Genomic DNA, 17115 nt, shown 5'->3' on the forward strand with positions numbered 1-17115 from the left:
TCATTTTCAAATATATTACAGCGCGTGAATTCGCTTCTGAAGCATCCTCCCGGCACCCTGAAACACCATTTACATTAAAATCGGAAGAACTCCGGCAGGAGCTCTTCCGTCCTTGGTTCTTCCTATTTTAACCGTAATTCCCGCCGCCTTAATCCTCTTGCTCTAAAACCGCCCCGATTTAAAAATCGAGTACAGCAGCCAGATGAACATCAACAGCGCAACCACCGAGCCGATCTCGACGGTAGGAAAATTCCACAGCACGGACGGTTCCCGGCGCAGCGATGAACCGATAATCAGCCCGACCATAATAATGCTGAAGGCCAGCAGCACAATGCTGAAGGAGAGCCGGTTGCCAATCCGGTCCAGCTTGCGCAGCAGGCTTTGCAGTTCGGGCACGCCGACCTCCACCTTCAGCCTGCCCTTGCTGATCAGCGCCGACAGCTGTCGGGCTTGTCCAGGCAGCTCTACAAGGCTTTCGGCAAGCTCCGCAACTCCGCCCCACAGCTTGCGCTGCAGGCGGCTGCTGCTGAAGCGCTGCTTCACAAGCTGCCTGCCAAAAGGCTCCGCCATTTGAATGATGCTGAAGGAAGGGTCCAAATTGCCCACGACCCCTTCCAGAGTCAGCATCGTCTTCCCCAGCATCGCCAGATCGGGCGGAATCGCCAGACGATGGCGCCGGGCCACCGCGAACAGATCATTCAGCGCTTTCCCAATGCTGACCTGGCTGAACGGGACGTCATAGTATTCCTCTCTCAGCCGGTCCATGTCCTCGTAGAGCGCAGATTGATCCGCATCTTCCGGAATGACGCCAAGGCGCAAAATCGCCCGTACCATAGCTTCCGTATTTTTGCGCATCAGGGCGATGATGAGGCTCGACAAATGGTCCCTTGTCTCCTCGCTCAGCCTGCCGACCATGCCGAAATCTATCAGCGCAAGCTTTCCGCTGTCCGTCACCATCACGTTCCCGGGATGGGGGTCGGCATGAAAGAAGCCGTCGATAAAAATCTGCCTCAGCATAATATCCACCAGACGCTCTGCGGTATCCTTAAGGTTGACCCCCCTGCTCAGCAGCGCTTCGCGCCGATTCAGCGTAATCCCCTCGACAAACTCCATCGTCAGCACGCGAGAGGAAGAGTAATCCCAGTAAATCGCCGGAATATAGACCGATTTATTATCTTCAAGCTGCTGCGCGATTCTCTCGGCGCTCCTGCCCTCCTGGCTGTAGTCCAGCTCGTTCATCAGCGATCTGGAGAATTCCTCCGCCATCCGGGAGAGACTGTACTGCCTTGCCCAACCCAGCCGCCTCTCGGCAAGCGCCGTCAGATCGCGGAGAATTTCCAGATCGCGGCTCATCATGCGCATCACGCCGGGCCGCTGAATTTTGATGGCCACCGGCTGCCCGCCAAGCAGAACGCCGCGGTGGACCTGCCCGATGGAGGCGGCGGCGAGCGGCGTCTCTTCAAAAGAGTCGAAGATCTCACTGAGCGGCTGATCCAGCTCCTGTTCCAGGATATTCATGGCCGTTTCCGCCGGAAAAGGCGGCACATCATCCTGGAGCTTGACCAATTCATTAATGATCGATTCCGGAAGCAGGTCCGATCGTGTGCTGGCAACCTGGCCCAGCTTGACAAAGGTCGGCCCCAAATCCTCCAGCACCAGCCGGATTCGCTCTCCCAGCGTCCGGCTGGGGTGCTGGACTTCCTGCGTTACCAGCCGGCGCGGAAGCGACAACACGCGGTACAACCCCAGTTCTTCCACCATAAAGCCGAAGCCATGGCGCATCAGCGCCATGGCGATGGAACGGTAACGTCCGGCATGTCTAATCCGGACCATTTTAATCGGTATGCGTATCCGGCGCGATTTCTTCCACCGGCACCGGCTGCGTTCCTTCTCGGGATAGGCCCTCCAGTTCAGCCAAACGCTGCTCCAGAACGGCTATCCGTTCCTCCAAAGCGGAGATGTCGCTTTTTGCCGGAACGTTCAAGTCTTTAAGCACGCGCTGCACCTGTTCCTGAACCGCCGATTTTAACGCGCTTCGTTCTTCTTCGCCCCGCTCAATCAGCCGCTCAACGAGCGCCTTGGATTCCGAGGGAGCCACTTCCCCCCGCTTGACCAGCTCATCAACGGCTTTCTCCACCTTTTCCTTGCTGACAACGGTGAGTCCCACTCCTAAAGAGATCGCTTTTTTTAACAAATCGCTCATAGTCTCTTCCTCCTTGGATTCCGTCTTGCTGTAGGTCTCAGGCAACGATTAGATTATACCTTACCGGGCGGGGGCGCACAAAAGGAAGATTTTCTACTTCCGAAGCGGAATGCGGGCCGCCCATGTGGCTGCTTGCAGCAGCAGGGTATGCACCGCCGGATGGCGGAACGTCGGCTCATGATGTCCCGGCATCAGATAGACGACCCGTCCAAGGCCATAGCTGTGGCACCAGCCTGCCGGCCACCACTGTCCGCCCGCCTCGAACTCGAGCAGCACCGTCTTCTCCGTAAACGGGTCGAATTCGTAGCGGTACGGCTCTTCTTCCAGCGCAAAGCTCCCGACCCCTTCCGTTATATCATGCTCGCGCGTGCGGAATTCAAGCGGTCCGTATGGCGGATGCCCGGCAAATCTGGCGCCGATCAATTGGGCAAGCTCATTCCGGTTCGCAAGGGACACACCTGTATGCAGAACAATGAGTCCGCCGCCGCCGGCGACATAGCTCAGCAGTCCGGCCGTCTGCTGCGGAGAGACCGATTCATTCCACAGCTCGTTATATGCGATGCACAAATCGTAGCTGCTCAAATTTTCGCTCAGCAGCATTTTTTTATTTTCCGTACACTGGACGGTCATCAAATCGTTTAATATATGGCTGATTTGCTTATCCACACCCTGAAGCGGATGGAACCTCGGATGCGTGTATTCGCCGATTAGCAGACATTTTCTTTTATCCATAGGGGCCTCCCCGTTTAAGTATCGTCGTCGATCCATTCATACTGCCTATATTTTAAGGAAAATGATGCCGAATGTCCATTCAAGGAAACGGCATACCGCTTCCGCCGGACCCGTCAGGGCGATATAAAAAGAGCATTCCCGCCGGGTTTGGGTGCGGAAATGCTCTTTATTCGCATTGGCATAGCAGACTGCCGGACTAGCTCCGGGCAGCTAAATAGCGGCCAAGCTCCACGATCATGCTGCCCATCCGTTCCTGCTCCGGCATGATGATCCGCTTCACCCCCGCCTCCTTCAGCGCATCGGACGTAATCCGGCCCACCGAAACCGCAAGTACTCCGGTCTCAAAAGTGTGAAGCATCGCCTGCAGCTTGCCGCAGCTTAGTGCGTATTCAGCCAGAAAGCGTATCTGCGGAGCGCTGGTGAACGCAACGGCATCGACCTTCTCCTCCGTTATCTCAGTCAATAACCGCTCAAGATCCTCCTGCTGCGGAGGCATATGCCGATACGGCAGCACCTGCCGAACCGCTGCGCCGGCTTCTTCGAGCCAGGCGTTCAGCCGTGGGGCGGGATCGCCGTGCAGCTGAAGAATAACCTCCTTGCCCCGCAGATCGAAGGGCGCAAGGCCGCGGATGAGACCGGTCGTACTTCCATCATCGTCGCGGACATCCGGAACAAGCCCTCTTTTCTTCAGCGCGTTCACTGTCTTGTAGCCCCGGGCCGCGATCATCGAGCCTGCCAGAGCTTCTTGCAGACGCTCCTCGATTCCCATGTCTTCCGCCGCCTTGAACAGCGCATCCAGTCCCATGCCGGTTGTCAGAATCGTCCAGTCGGGAGGATTACTCGTCCAAGACTCCAGCCCTTGACGGAGCTCTTCGCCGTCCAGAAACACGGTGCCCTGAGCGGGCCGCAGCAGTGCGGTGCCTCCCATGTTGCTTACCAGCTTCGCCAGCTCCTCCGATTTGCGCGGACCGGCAAGGGCGACGGTGATGCCTGTTAATTGATCTGCCATGATGCTGCCTCCCTTTTTCTCTCCTTGCTTCTTGCCTAACAGTATACTTGCAAGGAGACTCAAAAAGAAAGCTCTAGCTGGCTATCCCGGCTTGACTTCCCCCATCCGCCGAATCATTCCCGGGCTCCACCGGTTCTTCGTTAAGCTTATCGGCGGCAGCGGAATCATACAACTTGAAGCGGCTGACCAGATTTTGCAATTCGTCGGCCAGACGGCTGAGATCCGACGATGACGAAGCGATTTCCTCAACCGAGGCGAGCTGCTGCTGCGCTGCGGCCGAAATCGTCTCCGTGTTCGCGGAGGTTTCTTGGGAAATGATGCGGAGAACTTCCATCGCCTGTTCCATACCGTCCGCTTCCTGTGACAGGGTGCGAACCCCTTTGCCCATCACTTCGATTTTTTCCGCCGCACCCTTGACCGCTCTGCGGATCCGCGAGAAGGAACGACCGGTCGTATCGACGGCCATAATTCCTTCAGAAACCTTCTCTTTGGCATTGTTCATCGTTTCTATAGCTATCTTCACTTCGCTGTGAATGGAAGAAATAACCTCCGAAATTTGACTGGCCGATTTCTCCGATTCCTCGGCCAGCTTGCGGACCTCCGCAGCGACGACTGCGAAGCCGCGGCCTTGCTCCCCGGCTCTTGCCGCCTCGATGGAAGCGTTAAGCGCCAGCAGGTTCGTCTGCCGGGCAATACCCGTAATGATGCCAACGATGCCTACGATGCGGCCGCTGCGTTCATTCAGCTTGTCGATGACTGCTCCCAGTTCCTCAACCGTCTCGTGGATGGCATTGATTTTGTCGACGACCTGAATGACTGAATCGTTGCCCTCCGCCGCTGAGCGGGTAGTTTTATCCATCATCACCGTTACTTCATCCATATTGGCGGAAATGCTCTTTACCTCTGCGGTAGTCGCGATCGTGCCTTCCATCCCTTGGTTTATACTCTTAACCTGCTGCTCGCTGCCGGAAGCTACTTCCTGAATCGCAATGGTCACATGCTCGATCGCCTGGGTCGTCTGCTCGGCACCGGCCGTCAGTTCGGCCGCCGAGGACGATACATTGTCGGTCATTTCCCGAACGCCAAGTATCATCTCCCTGAGACTTGCGACCATCGTTTTGAAGTTGGAGGCCAGTTGACCGATTTCGTCCTTTCCGAAGGAACCGATATCCTGGGACAAATCCCCCTTGCTGATCACTTCCGTCGCTTTGCTGAGTCTGCTCAGAGGCAAGAGCAAGGAACGTAGAATAAAGAAAATCGGAACCAGCCCAAGCAGCAGGGAGGCTAAAATGACAATAAGGGCAGTCGTACGGATACCATCGGACGCGCCGGTAATTTCACTGGTGTTGATTGTGCCGGCGATTCTCCATCCGGTCAGCTTATTAACCATGTAGGTGAGGCTTTTCTTCCCTCCATTAAAGGCATATTCGAACGTGCCGGAATCCTTCTTGAACATTCTTGTTACAAAATCCCGGGAAGATACCTCGCCAAGAGGCTCCGTGGGATGCATCACGAACCTTTTGCCGCCGTCCATAATCATGATATAACCTTTCTTGCCGACCTTAAGATCGACCAGACCCGCGAGCTGCTTCAAATTCAATTGAAGAACAAATACACCGCTTCTATCTTTAAGCATAGAGGATAAGGAGACAACCGTCTCCTTATTTGTGTTAGTAAAAACCGGTGAGATCACTACACCCTTTCCTTTTTTGACGGCGCTCACATAAGCGTCCTCAAGGCGAGGGTCGTATCCGCTGGGCGGAGTGGTATCGGAGGCTTTTATAACTTGGCCCGTTTTTGTCGTTACGTATACCTCCAGCACATCGGGGTGTAACGCCGCGTATTCCTTCACTCTTTCTTTCAATTCGGCGTAACCTTCCTCGATCGTCTCGCTATTGGTCCCGATTGAGGAGATGGCATCGATAAAATAATCTACGTCGTTTATTTTGGACTGAATATTCGAATTAATGATCTCATTGACAGCCTCGACGCTTTCCTGCGCATTAATGATAAGCTGATCCGATACAGCGTTTCTGGCTGTCCAAAAAGTGATCGTTCCGATGATGATGCTTGGTACCATCAATACAATCAGATAAGTGGCAATTAATCTTGTGCGCAGAGTCAAGCCGGCCTTGACTTTCTTTGGCATTTTGTCTGTTCCCCCATTCAACTGGATAAATTAGGCAGCAAAGAGTTGAGTAATATTATGATATATCGGCAATCATTAGCCATAATTCTACTGTTTCTCCGGGATTCCCTCATAAAAATATCCAGTTGATCCATAAACGGACACAAATAGGGCTTCTCGGCCTGACAGACCGGAAAGCCCTATTTAAACTTTGCCCTGGCATTAGGGCGGACATTTAGCGGTTGGTTCATCGGTTCAGTTAATAGCCTTATTTCGGCAGGCAGAACAGATGCCTCCAAAGACGACATGCGCATGTGCGATCGTATAACCGGTTTCTTTCGCAACGGCCTCCATCCAGGGCTCCGGCACATGACTCATCACTTCATCCACCGCTCCGCACCGCTCGCAGATAATATGCTGGTGGTCGTCCATTCTCGCATCGTAACGGCTGGCGGCCTCTCCCAGCTTCAGTTCTCGGATCAATTGTTTATCCGCGAGATAGCGGAGCGAATTGTAGACTGTGCCATAGGCAAGATTATGCCCCTTCTCTACCAGACGGTTCATAACCTCCGCCGCGGTCGGATGGTCATGCGATTCGCGGACAATATCGTAGACGGCTTGGCGTTGGGAAGTCAGATTAAGATGTCTCACTTCGATCATCCTTACTTTATTTTTAGATCAAGTATAAATCGTTGGCGTATTCCGGTCAATATTCCGATCTCAAGCCCGAAAAAGACTTCCCGGTTGCTTGAGGACCGTAATTGTTGCTAAAAATTCGATTGTTTTCGACAATTTTCCGCAACATTCTTCAGCATTTTTCAGATAAAATAAGCGAGAGCCGCAATTGGAAACGGCCACTTCATCCAAGGAGCTCCTGATACTGTCATGATGATAATAAAAATGATCAATAGCCTATTTGCCAACTTTTGCATACTTGTTACTTTCCTCTTCCTGTCAGGCATGTTGTCCAAAAAGTATACCGTCATCGGCCGCTCCAGCAGCAGGGCCTCCAGCATCGTCATCGGACTGCTCTTCGGATTGTTCGGCATGATTCTGATGGAGTATTCCTTTCCGGTCGGGCCGGGAATCTATGCCAATCTCCGTCATTTAACAATTGTTATTGTATCCGCCTATATCGGCTGGCTCCCCGCCATAATTTGTGCGGCGGTCTTAGCCGTAAGCCGGGTACTTATCTATGGCTTGGTCGATACTTCGGTATCGGCGTTCGTCTCCCTGGTGCTTATCGGTCTCTGCTGCAGCTGGATTTCCGTACTCCGCTGGTCGCGCATGCGCAAGGTAATGGCCGGAAATTTGATTAGTATGGCGATCTGCCTCGCAGGATTTATTTTCACTCTGAAAGACCTCAAAATCATTATGGAGTTCTTTCCGCTGCAGCTTGGCGTCACTCTTGCCGCCGGACTGGCCGTTTATTATGTAGCCGAATATATTCAACGTTCCAACGATCTGTATGCCCAGCTTGAAGTGCGGGCCGCTACGGACTATCTGACCAATCTCAATAATTTGCACCAGTTCCACCGCCATTTGGATACAGAGATGGCCCGGGCAGAACGGCATGGGGAAAGTCTGTCGCTGCTCCTTATCGATATCGACCATTTCAAGAATATTAACGACACCTACGGCCATCCGGCGGGAGACGCCGTTCTGAAGCAGTTGGCCCGCCGTCTCTGTAATCATTCCCGGTCTTACGATATCGTATCCCGCAACGGCGGTGAAGAGTTTACGATCCTGCTCCCCGACTGCCCACTCTATCAGGCGCAAAAGGCCGGAGAACGCATCCGGTCCGCCGTGGAGAATGACCGTTTCTTGCTGCCTTCGGGCATTAAAATCCATCTCACCGTATCCATCGGGGCCGCATCCTATCCGGAAAATATACAGGATGCGGACGGCGACCTGCTTAGCCAATACGCAGACAAAGCACTCTATGCAGCCAAGAACTCGGGGAGAAACAAGGTTTGTGCCGCCGACACATACTTTGAAGGCTGAGGAAAGCGCCATTTGATGATTTGCATGACCTCCTACCGTCGCAGCTGCCGGGCCGATTTCTGCATGAATGCGCTCCGCAGCGAAGTTTCTTTTACCTATTTAGTGGTAATAACTGAAACGACGACTGTATAATTAGGGAGGAATACGTGATGGACCCAGAAAATAAATGGCCAGAAAATCTGCCCAAGCTTCCGGAGTCGCTATGGAGAGGAACGACGGAGCTGCCCTCTTTTCCCCGGCTCACCGAGGACCATGCCACCGACATCGCCGTAGTAGGCGGCGGCATAACAGGTATTACCACGGCTTATCTGCTGGCGGACGCCGACTACAAGGTCACGCTGCTGGAAGGAAGCGAGCTGCTCACCGGCACAACGGGCTTCACAACCGCCAAGATTACGGCGCAGCATGGCCTGATCTACAGCGATCTGACGAAGAGCTTTGGCGAGGACAAGGCCATAGCCTATTTCCGCTCCAACAGCGAGAGCCTGGAATGGATCGTCGAGACGGCGGAGAAGCTCGGCATATCCTGCGGCTTGGAACGCGAGGATGCTTATGTGTACGGCTACCCGGACGACAAGAAGACGTTGAATCAGTTGGAGGCCGAATTTGAGGCTTACCGCAAGCTGGGACTGCCGGGGGAATGGGTGGATGATGTATCGCTACCTATGCGTATTGGAGGCGGAATCAAGCTTCCGGGACAGGCCCGCTTCCATCCTCTTGCGTATCTAAAGGGGCTGCTTGAGGCTTTTCTGGACAAGGGCGGGATCGTCTATGAGCACACCACGATCAGCAGAGACGTGGAGAATGAGGAGGGCCTGACGCTCTTTACCGAACGGGGACAGCACCGCATCAAGTGCCGCCACGCGGTATCGGCCTCCCACTATCCCTTCTATGACGGGGGAGAGATGTATTTTGCGCGCCTGCATGCGGACCGCGCGTACTGTCTGGCTTTCGAGCCCGAAACCGGCTACGAAGGTGGTATGTACTTAAGTGTCGGCCAGCCCCGGCGGTCCCTTCGCGCGGTTGAGTGGGAAGGCAAACGGCTGGTCATTGCCGCCGGCGAGAGCCATAAGGGGGGACAGAGCGGCTGTACGATCAAGCATTATGAGAATCTGGAGGTCTTCGCCAGAGAGCTGCTGGGCATCCGCCGAATTCCATACCGCTGGTCCACACAGGATCTGATTACGGTCGACCAGGTCCCTTACATCGGCAAAATGTCGAAGGACAAGGAAATTTATGTCGCCACCGGCTTTGCCAAATGGGGAATGACGAGCGGCACGCTGGCGGCGCGGATGATTGCCGATCAGATTCAGCGTAAAAGCAGTCCCTATACGGAGCTTTACGATCCGTCCCGGTTGAATCCAAATCCGGGAATCAAGAATCTTCTAGTGCAGAACGCCAATGTCGTCAATGAGCTTATCACGGGCAAGCTGGAGTTCACGTTTAAGAAGATTGACGATCTGGGACTGGACGAAGGCGGAGTCGTCCGCCATGATGGAAAGCGGGTCGGAGCGTACAGGGACTCCGAAGGCGGGGTTCATCTCGTAGACAGAACCTGCACGCATATGGGCTGCGAATGTCAATGGAACGAGAGCGAACGCTCCTGGGACTGCCCGTGCCACGGCTCCCGTTACTCCTATGACGGTGAAGTAATCGAAGGACCGGCGACCCTGCCGCTGGACAAACCGGACCTCTGATGTTTATTGGACACCCCGGTTAACCGGGACAGAGACAAGAAACTTATTAGAGTTAAAGGAGAGGAAGAAAACAGATGGAACTTAGAGGAAAAACCGCAGTCATTACCGGCGCCGGCAAAGGCATCGGCAAAGCCCTGGCGCTGACGCTTGCCAAAGAAGGCGCCAATCTGGGATTGATCTCCCGGACCGCCGCCGATTTGGAGGCTCTGAAAGCCGCCATCGCCGAAGCATACGATGTGAAAGTGAGCATCGCCGTCGCCGATGTATCGGTCCGTGAAGAGGCAGAGCGCGCGGTGGCCGCCATTCAGAACGATCTTGGCACGTTTGATGTCCTGATCAACAACGCCGGCGTCGCCAACTTCGGCACGCTGGTAGACATGGACCCGGAAGAGTGGAAGCGTCACATCGACATCAATCTGTTCGGCGTCTACTACGTTACCCGCGCCGCGCTGCCTTCCATGATCGAGAAGAAAGCAGGCAGCATCATCAACATCTCGTCCACGGCGGGAGAGCGCGGCTTCGCCACCGGCTCCGCCTACTGCGCGTCCAAATTCGCGCTGATGGGCATGACCGAGGCGCTCTTCCAAGAGGTGCGCAAGTTCAACATCCGTGTTACCGCGCTGACGCCAAGCACGGTCAATACCCCTCTAGCGGTGAATGCCGGTCTGCCGATCGGCGACGAGGACCGGATGATGCAGCCCGAAGATGTCGCCGAGCTTGCGCTGACGGCGCTGAAGCTGCCGGACCGCGTATTCATCAAGACGGCGGGCATCTGGACAACCAATCCGCAATAAGCTCTTGCCTTAAGGCCCTTCATCCATTCTTAACGGGAGGTTTGAAGCTATGCTCGTAGTTACGAATACGATTAAGGTCAAGGAAGGCGCCGGAACAGCGCTGGCCCAGCGGTTCACCTACGCCGGCGGCGTGCAGGATATGCCGGGCTTTGTCCGCATGGAGGTATGGCATGGCAGCGCCAAAGAGGGCGTGGAAGAACTGAAAATCTGTACGGTGTGGGAGAATGAGGAAGCATTCAAAGGCTGGACATCCAGCGAAGCCTTCCGGCAGTCCCACCGGGGCGCAGGCGGCCACGAGTCTATTCTCGGCGCTTCGCTCGACAAATACGAGTTGCTGTTCAGCCGCACTCCCGGCCAGTAAGCCGGGGCAGCTAAGGCCCGGCAAAAATAAACAAGCGCAGAACCGCTTTCCCTGACAGGGATGAGCGTTTCTGCGCTTGTTTTTTTATGAACGCTTAAACAGCATCCGACAGCTCGCCGTCCGAGAACTGGCTGTTATACAGATCGGCGTAGAATCCGCCTTGCGCCAGCAGCTCTTCGTGTGAACCCTGCTCGATGACGGTGCCGTGGTTCATCACGAGAATCAAATCGGCGTCGCGGATAGTCGATAGGCGGTGGGCAATAACAAAGCTGGTTCTGCCCCGCATCAGTGTGTTCATCGCCGTTTGAATTTGCACCTCCGTCCGGGTGTCGACGCTGCTTGTAGCTTCGTCCAGAATCAGGATCGACGGGTCTGCCAGAATGGCGCGGGCAATAGTCAGTAGCTGTTTTTGCCCCTGCGAAATATTGGAGGCCTCTTCATTCAGCACGGTGTCATAGCCCATCGGCAGCGTGCGGATGAAATGGTCGGCATGCGCCGCCTTGGCCGCCCGCACCACATCCGCCTCGGTCGCGCCTTCGCGTCCGTACGCAATATTGTCGCGGATCGTACCGTTGAAGAGCCACGTATCCTGCAGCACCATGCCGAACCGGGCGCGGAGCTCGCTGCGCTTCATGTCCGTAATATCCACTCCGTCGATCAGGATCTGGCCGCCGTTCAGCTCGTAGAACCGCATCAGCAGGTTGATGAGCGTCGTCTTGCCCGCTCCGGTTGGCCCTACAATCGCGATAGTCTGTCCCGGCTTAACCTTAATGTTCATATCTTCGATCAGTATGGCGTCTTCCTTGTAGCCGAATTTCACATGGCGGAACTCAACCGCTCCCTCTTCAGGCCCAGTCTTCCCGGCCATGACTGCTGACGTTTCGGGGACTTCCTCTTCCTCGTCCAGCAGTTCAAATACGCGTTCCGCGGAAGCGATAGTGGACTGAATAATATTGGCGATGTTGGCCGTTTGAGTAATCGGCATCATGAACTGGCGCGAATATTGGATGAACGCCTGGATGTCGCCGACCTCGATCATTTTTTTGGTGACAAAAATCCCGCCGACCACACAGACCAGCACATAGCCCAGGTTGCCGATGAACATCATCAGCGGCATAATGATGCCGGACATAAACTGCGCGCGCCAGCCGGAATCGTAAAGCTGCTCATTGATCTGGTCAAATTCCTTGAGCGATTCCCGCTCCTGTCCGAACGCCTTCACGATCCGGTGACCCGTGTACATCTCCTCGACATGGCCATTCAGCTGGCCGAGCGATTTCTGCTGTCCGACGAAGTACGTTTGGGAACGCTTGGTGATGCCCACAATCGCCACAAAGCTGAGCGGCAGCGTAATGATCGTGATGAGCGTCAGCCACGGGCTGATGGTCAGCATCATGACAATGACGCCGATAATCGTAATAATCGATGTTATAAGCTGAGTCAAGCTCTGCTGCAGCGTCGTGCTGATATTGTCGACGTCGTTGGTTGCGCGGCTTAAGATTTCCCCATGCGTCCGGGAGTCGAAATATTTCAGCGGTAGCCGTTCCAGCTTGCTGTTGATCTCTTCACGCATGTTGAATACGATGCTCTGCGCCACGCCGGCCATAACATACTGCTGCACGTAGCCGAAGATGGCGCTCAGCAGATACAAACCGGCCAAAATAAGCAAAATTTCATTAATATAGCCAAAATCAATGCTTGCTCCCGGCACACCCTTCATTCTGCCAAAGACACCTTCGAACAGCTTCGTTGTCGCCTTGCCCATAAGCTTCGGGCTCAAGATGCTGAATACCGTACTTAGGATGGCCGTAATCAGCACAACCAGCAACAGCATTTGCTTCGGGCGCAGATACCCGGCCAGCCGCCGCAGCGTTTTTTTGAAATCCTTGGCTTTTTCCGGCGGCAGCATCATGCCGCCGCCTCCGAACCCTCCAGGTCCTCCTCTCCGTGCCGGCGGCTGGGCGGGACGCTTATATTCCTGTTGGTTGTCACTCATGCGATTTCCTCCTCTGACAGCTGCGAAGCCACGATTTCACGATAGACATCGCTGCTTGCAAGCAGTTCGCTGTGGCTGCCGATACCGGCAATTCGGCCTTCTTCCAGCACGATAATCCGGTCCGCATCCATAACGGTGCTGACCCGCTGGGCGACGATCAGCACAGTCGATTCAAGCGTCTCCCCTCGGAGAGCGGCGCGGAGCTTGGCGTCGGTCTTGAAGTCAAGCGCGGAGAAGCTGTCGTCGAACAAATAGATTTCCGGCTTCCGTACGAGCGCCCGCGCGATCGAAAGCCGCTGCTTCTGTCCGCCGGAGACATTGCCGCCCCCTTGGGCGATTTCCGAATCGAAGCCTTCTTTCATCTCGGATACAAACTCCAGCGCCTGAGCAACTTCAGTCGCATGCCGGACCTCTTCATCCGTAGCCTCTTTCATACCGTGCCTGATATTCTCTTTCACAGTGCCGGTGAACAGTACTGCCTTCTGCGGCACATAGCCGATCTTGGCGCGAAGCTCTTCTTGGGTCAGGTTCCGTACATCAACCCCGTCGACCAGCACCTCGCCTTCAACCACATCGTAGAAGCGGGGAATAAGGCTGAGCAAGGTTGATTTGCCGGAGCCCGTCCCGCCGATAATCGCCGTCACCTCTCCCGGGCGGGCGCTGAAGCTGATATCCGATAAGGCTGGCTGTTCCGCACCCGGGTAGGAGAACGAAACGTTCTTGAATTCCACACAGCCGTGAAGAACCGGTTGGCCCTCCAGAGAGGTCTTGCCTTCGGGATCGGTGATTTCCGGCACCATATCAAGCACCTCATTGATACGAATGGCGGAAGCCGAAGCGCGCGGAATGAGCACGAACATCATGGAAACCATAATAAGCGAGAACATGATCTGCATGGCATATTGAATGAATGCCATAAGCGAGCCGACCTGAAGTTCGCCGCTATCAATCCGCATGCCGCCGAAGTACAGAATGGCGAGCATGGAGAAGTTCATGACGAACATCATCATCGGCATTAGCAGAGCCATAATCTTGTTGACCTTAATAGCCGTATCCGTTAAATCTCTATTGGCCGCGTTGAAGCGCTTCTGCTCATGCTGAATCCGGTTGAAGGAGCGGATGACGCGAATACCGATCAGATGCTCGCGCAGCACCAGATTCAGCTTATCCAGCTTGAGCTGGTTCGCCTTAAAGAGAGGCAGCCCTTTTAAGCCCACGTAAGAAATCGCCAGGGCAAGCACCGGTATGACGACGACAAAAACGAGCGAAAGCTTGGCATTCTCGGACACTGCCATAATAATGCCGCCGATCATCATCATCGGAGCGCCGATCATCATCCGCAGCAGCATCATCAGCACCGTCTGCACCTGGGTAATGTCGTTCGTCGTCCGCGTAATGAGGGAAGCGGTCCCCAGTTGATCAAATTCGGTCAGCGTAAAATTTTCTACATGACTGAACACCCGCGAACGCGTGTTACGCCCGAATCCCATAGCTACTTTAGCCGACAAATAGCTAGCAATGATGGAACAAAGCGCGCCGCCGCCCGCCACCAGCAGCATAAATCCGCCGATTTTCCAAATATAAGCCTGGTCCTGCTGCACAATCCCCTTATCAACGATGTCGGACATCAAGTTAGGGAGGTACAGATCGCCCATCGACTGCAAAAATACAAGCAGAAGAATGACGGCAATCGGCAGCGAAAAAGGCTTTAATTGTTTGAATAGCTTAATCATTGCTCTCATCTCCGTTCGTTGGTAACCGTTCAAGGTCACATCTATTCTCCTGGGTGAAGGTGTGAACTTTCATAAGAAGGTCCGCCAGCCGGTTGCTGTCTTCTTCGCCCAGATAATCCACGAGCTTGCTTAAGATCGCGTCCCTATGCTTTTTCGCCTTTATCGCAACCTCGCAGCCGCGTTCGGTCAAATTGACGCGCACCACTCTCCGGTCCTCCGGATCGGCCTGCCTGAATACCAATTCCTTTGCTTCGAGGCTGTTGATGAGCTGGGTAACTGTCGGCGGCATCAGCCCCAGCAAGCGGCTAATTTCCGACACCTTGAGCCCTTGTTTTCCAAAATGGGTATTTCGCGCGATGCACATCATTAATGTAGTCTCACTGGGTTTATTCCCTTCGGCGGCATGCCTCCAATGCGCCTTATGCAACTGCTGCAAAGCGAACAGCAGCTTACGAGGCACTTTGCTGTTATCATCTTCTTCTATCCCAATGTTGTCCCTCCCATGCGGGTATTCCCGTTTGATTTAATTAGCACATCTAATAATTATATAGTTTATTATTTAGGCATACTAATTATATTTTCGCCTATGTCCGTTGTCAAACCTTGAAATCGCTATTATTTATTACAATTTGGCGCATTCAAAGCTAAGCGGTTAATTCCTCTATTTAAAAAAGACCCTCCCGCCGTTCTGGCGAAAAGGTCTGGAATTATTGGTATTGATGAAGCTAATTCATCGTTCTCCTCGAATTGGAGCCATCACTCCTATGGCGACTGCTGCTCTTGCGCGTGCGAAGATTTTCCATCATTTTGTTCTGCGCAAGCAAGATATAGCTGTCGAGGCGTTCGCTTAGCTCAACAACAGTACGGTCGCTGAGACTCCGCTCTTGGGCAACCTCCAGCAGTTCGCATCTGAGGCTCTCTATAGTTATAGACAATTCTTCTTCCCTGAATTCTCTCAGCACTGCGTCACCTTCTCTCTATTACCTTTAAACTCTATTATAATTCATGATGCCAAAAAAGCATATTTTGCAGAAAAAGAAAAATATGTCGATGATCCAACTTTTTCATGATAATCGTTTAACCGTCCGTGCAAAGTTACCTCTCCTTCAGCAAGCCCTGGGCAAAAGCGATCCACTCGCGGGCGGCAAAGGACAAGTAACGGTCTCTTCGCCAGATCATGCCAAGCTGCCACGGGATGGCCGGCTCGGTCATTGTGATTACGGAGATGCGCGAACGGTCCATGTCGCGGCAGATCGTCTGCGGCAGCAGCGCGATGCCGAGCCCGGCGGCCACCATCTGGGCGATCAGATCCCACTGGGCACTCTCGTAGACAACCATCGGCTGAAATCCCGATTTGACGCATTCGGCAATCACGCGGTCATGCAGGGCGAAGTCCTCGCGGAACAGCACAAACTCCTCATCCTTCAGCTCTACCAGAGGAACCGAGCTTCGCCCGGCCAGCCGATGTCCGAAAGGGACCAGCAGCTCCAGTCTTTCTTCGGCAAAGGAGAAAATATGAAATCGGTCTTCGCTGACGGGAAGAACAACGACACCGATATCGAGCACGCCGGTCTCCACATCATTTTCCACTTTCTTCGCCCCGTCCTCGTACAGCCGGATTGAGACGTCCGGATATTTATGGTGAAATCGGCCGATCACCGACGGAAAAAAGTTGGCCCCCACCATGGGCGGCAGCCCGATGCGGATATGGCCCTGCTTCAGGCTGCGCAGGCTGTCCAGCTCGGAGGAGAGACTGTGGAAGGATTCAACGATATTCTGGGCTTTGGCGAGCAGAATCTCGCCCGCGTCGGTCAGCTTAATGCTCTTGCCTTCCCGGTAGAACAAATCCGCCCCGAGCTCTTCCTCGATCTGCCGAATCATCTTGCTGACAGTGGGCTGAGTTATATATAATGATTTGGCCGCTTTGGAGAAGCTGTTCAGACGGGCCGCCTCCACAAAATACTGCAACTGCCTGATGTCCAAAAGTCAATCCTCCTGTATAGACAAAATGAATATCATCCATTCGATATATTCATTTTACCTATGAAAATAAATGTTGTAAAATTTCAATATAGCTTGAAAGGGGCGGCCTTATGAGAAAACTAATGATTGGAATGCTGCAAGTAGGTGCGCTGACCGTATTCTCCCTATTAATGGGCAATCTTAGCTCTTGGTTGCATCTTCCGATTCCCGGAAGCATTATTGGCATGGTGCTGTTATTCATCCTGCTGGAAACCGGCGTCATCCGGCTTGGCTGGGTGGAAGTAGGGGCATCCTGGCTGCTGGCCGAGCTGCTGCTATTCTTCGTTCCCTCCGCTATCGGTGTTATGAAATACACATCATTGCTTGAGACCGACGGTCTTAGCTTACTGGCGATTATACTAGCGGGAACTTTTATCGTTATGACCAGTTCGGGACTGCTTACAGCCCTTATCTTCAAAGTCAAGGAGGGAAGACA

Annotated in this window: 15 protein-coding genes and 1 pseudogene; 5 read left to right on the plus strand and 11 right to left on the minus strand. The window is 53.9% G+C overall.

Features of this window, described 5'->3' with window-relative positions; all coding sequences use genetic code 11:
• Nucleotides 1–162 precede the first annotated feature (162 nt).
• The 6 genes from VK70_RS20645 to VK70_RS20670 all read right to left on the minus strand — a co-directional run bounded on the left by VK70_RS20645 (nucleotide 163) and on the right by VK70_RS20670 (nucleotide 6723).
• Complete coding sequence (locus tag VK70_RS20645; protein WP_036643269.1) at nucleotides 163–1833, minus strand: ABC1 kinase family protein; 1671 nt, start codon at nucleotides 1831–1833, stop codon at nucleotides 163–165.
• A gap of 1 nt (nucleotide 1834) precedes the next feature.
• Nucleotides 1835–2203, minus strand: a complete 369-nt coding sequence (locus VK70_RS20650) for a phasin family protein (protein WP_025700736.1) — start codon at nucleotides 2201–2203, stop codon at nucleotides 1835–1837.
• Between the two features lie 93 nt (nucleotides 2204–2296).
• The gene (locus VK70_RS20655) at nucleotides 2297–2935 is read right to left on the minus strand and encodes a ThuA domain-containing protein (protein ID WP_025700734.1); all 639 of its coding nucleotides are present in this window, start codon (nucleotides 2933–2935) and stop codon (nucleotides 2297–2299) included.
• Between the two features lie 196 nt (nucleotides 2936–3131).
• Entirely contained in the window at nucleotides 3132–3944 is an 813-nt protein-coding gene (locus VK70_RS20660; RefSeq protein WP_046723691.1) for a uroporphyrinogen-III synthase, read from the minus strand.
• A 73-nt stretch (nucleotides 3945–4017) separates the two neighbouring features.
• Entirely contained in the window at nucleotides 4018–6093 is a 2076-nt protein-coding gene (locus tag VK70_RS20665) for a methyl-accepting chemotaxis protein (RefSeq protein ID WP_025697284.1), read from the minus strand.
• Nucleotides 6094–6327: 234 nt separating this feature from the next.
• Nucleotides 6328–6723, minus strand: coding sequence for a Fur family transcriptional regulator (locus VK70_RS20670; protein WP_025697286.1), 396 nt, complete (start codon nucleotides 6721–6723; stop codon nucleotides 6328–6330).
• 234 nt (nucleotides 6724–6957) lie between these two features.
• Between VK70_RS20670 and VK70_RS20675 the strand changes: the two genes are divergently transcribed.
• The 4 genes from VK70_RS20675 to VK70_RS20690 all read left to right on the plus strand — a co-directional run bounded on the left by VK70_RS20675 (nucleotide 6958) and on the right by VK70_RS20690 (nucleotide 10928).
• Entirely contained in the window at nucleotides 6958–8076 is a 1119-nt protein-coding gene (locus VK70_RS20675) for a diguanylate cyclase (protein WP_052756020.1), read from the plus strand.
• A 149-nt stretch (nucleotides 8077–8225) separates the two neighbouring features.
• Complete coding sequence (locus tag VK70_RS20680; RefSeq protein WP_025697410.1) at nucleotides 8226–9773, plus strand: FAD-dependent oxidoreductase; 1548 nt, start codon at nucleotides 8226–8228, stop codon at nucleotides 9771–9773.
• Nucleotides 9774–9847: 74 nt separating this feature from the next.
• Nucleotides 9848–10567: a 3-ketoacyl-ACP reductase gene (locus tag VK70_RS20685; RefSeq protein WP_025697411.1), complete on the plus strand. Its 720-nt coding sequence runs from the start codon at nucleotides 9848–9850 to the stop codon at nucleotides 10565–10567.
• 49 nt (nucleotides 10568–10616) lie between these two features.
• Nucleotides 10617–10928, plus strand: coding sequence for an antibiotic biosynthesis monooxygenase (locus VK70_RS20690; RefSeq protein WP_025697414.1), 312 nt, complete (start codon nucleotides 10617–10619; stop codon nucleotides 10926–10928).
• A gap of 94 nt (nucleotides 10929–11022) precedes the next feature.
• Here the strand turns inward: VK70_RS20690 and VK70_RS20695 are convergent, their stop codons facing one another.
• The 5 genes from VK70_RS20695 to cidR form a co-directional block, all read right to left on the minus strand.
• Nucleotides 11023–12924 carry an ABC transporter ATP-binding protein gene (locus tag VK70_RS20695; protein WP_025697416.1) on the minus strand — a complete coding sequence of 634 codons (1902 nt, stop codon included), beginning with the start codon at nucleotides 12922–12924 and terminating at the stop codon, nucleotides 11023–11025.
• Nucleotides 12921–14657 (minus strand): ABC transporter ATP-binding protein, encoded by a 1737-nt coding sequence (locus VK70_RS20700; RefSeq protein WP_025697418.1) that lies wholly within the window; start codon nucleotides 14655–14657, stop codon nucleotides 12921–12923. The genes VK70_RS20695 and VK70_RS20700 overlap by 4 nt, the downstream gene beginning before the upstream one ends.
• On the minus strand, nucleotides 14650–15117 hold the full coding sequence (locus VK70_RS20705) for a MarR family winged helix-turn-helix transcriptional regulator (protein WP_025697419.1): 468 nt from the start codon (nucleotides 15115–15117) through the stop codon (nucleotides 14650–14652). Before VK70_RS20705 ends, VK70_RS20700 begins: the two co-directional genes overlap by 8 nt.
• A gap of 265 nt (nucleotides 15118–15382) precedes the next feature.
• The gene (locus VK70_RS20710; protein ID WP_025697420.1) at nucleotides 15383–15619 is read right to left on the minus strand and encodes an aspartyl-phosphate phosphatase Spo0E family protein; all 237 of its coding nucleotides are present in this window, start codon (nucleotides 15617–15619) and stop codon (nucleotides 15383–15385) included.
• 133 nt (nucleotides 15620–15752) lie between these two features.
• Nucleotides 15753–16640 (minus strand): cidABC operon transcriptional activator CidR, encoded by an 888-nt coding sequence (cidR, locus tag VK70_RS20715; RefSeq protein ID WP_025697422.1) that lies wholly within the window; start codon nucleotides 16638–16640, stop codon nucleotides 15753–15755.
• Between the two features lie 110 nt (nucleotides 16641–16750).
• Between cidR and VK70_RS20720 the strand changes: the two are divergent.
• A pseudogene (locus VK70_RS20720) lies at nucleotides 16751–17107 on the plus strand (CidA/LrgA family protein); the annotation flags it as partial.
• Nucleotides 17108–17115 lie beyond the last annotated feature (8 nt).

Source organism: Paenibacillus durus ATCC 35681 (genome assembly GCF_000993825.1).
Classification (GTDB): Bacteria; Bacillota; Bacilli; order Paenibacillales; family Paenibacillaceae; genus Paenibacillus_AQ; species Paenibacillus_AQ durus_B.

Excerpts from the sequence above, each read along its gene's own strand:
- VK70_RS20645 (WP_036643269.1), bottom strand. The coding sequence starts at position 1,833 with ATGGTCCGGATTAGACATGCCGGACGTTACCGTTCCATCGCCATGGCG.
- VK70_RS20650 (WP_025700736.1), bottom strand. The coding sequence starts at position 2,203 with ATGAGCGATTTGTTAAAAAAAGCGATCTCTTTAGGAGTGGGACTCACC.
- VK70_RS20655 (WP_025700734.1), bottom strand. The coding sequence starts at position 2,935 with ATGGATAAAAGAAAATGTCTGCTAATCGGCGAATACACGCATCCGAGG.
- VK70_RS20660 (WP_046723691.1), bottom strand. The coding sequence starts at position 3,944 with ATGGCAGATCAATTAACAGGCATCACCGTCGCCCTTGCCGGTCCGCGC.
- VK70_RS20665 (WP_025697284.1), bottom strand. The coding sequence starts at position 6,093 with ATGCCAAAGAAAGTCAAGGCCGGCTTGACTCTGCGCACAAGATTAATT.
- VK70_RS20675 (WP_052756020.1), top strand. The coding sequence starts at position 6,958 with ATGATGATAATAAAAATGATCAATAGCCTATTTGCCAACTTTTGCATA.
- VK70_RS20680 (WP_025697410.1), top strand. The coding sequence starts at position 8,226 with ATGGACCCAGAAAATAAATGGCCAGAAAATCTGCCCAAGCTTCCGGAG.
- VK70_RS20685 (WP_025697411.1), top strand. The coding sequence starts at position 9,848 with ATGGAACTTAGAGGAAAAACCGCAGTCATTACCGGCGCCGGCAAAGGC.
- VK70_RS20690 (WP_025697414.1), top strand. The coding sequence starts at position 10,617 with ATGCTCGTAGTTACGAATACGATTAAGGTCAAGGAAGGCGCCGGAACA.
- VK70_RS20695 (WP_025697416.1), bottom strand. The coding sequence starts at position 12,924 with ATGAGTGACAACCAACAGGAATATAAGCGTCCCGCCCAGCCGCCGGCA.
- VK70_RS20700 (WP_025697418.1), bottom strand. The coding sequence starts at position 14,657 with ATGATTAAGCTATTCAAACAATTAAAGCCTTTTTCGCTGCCGATTGCC.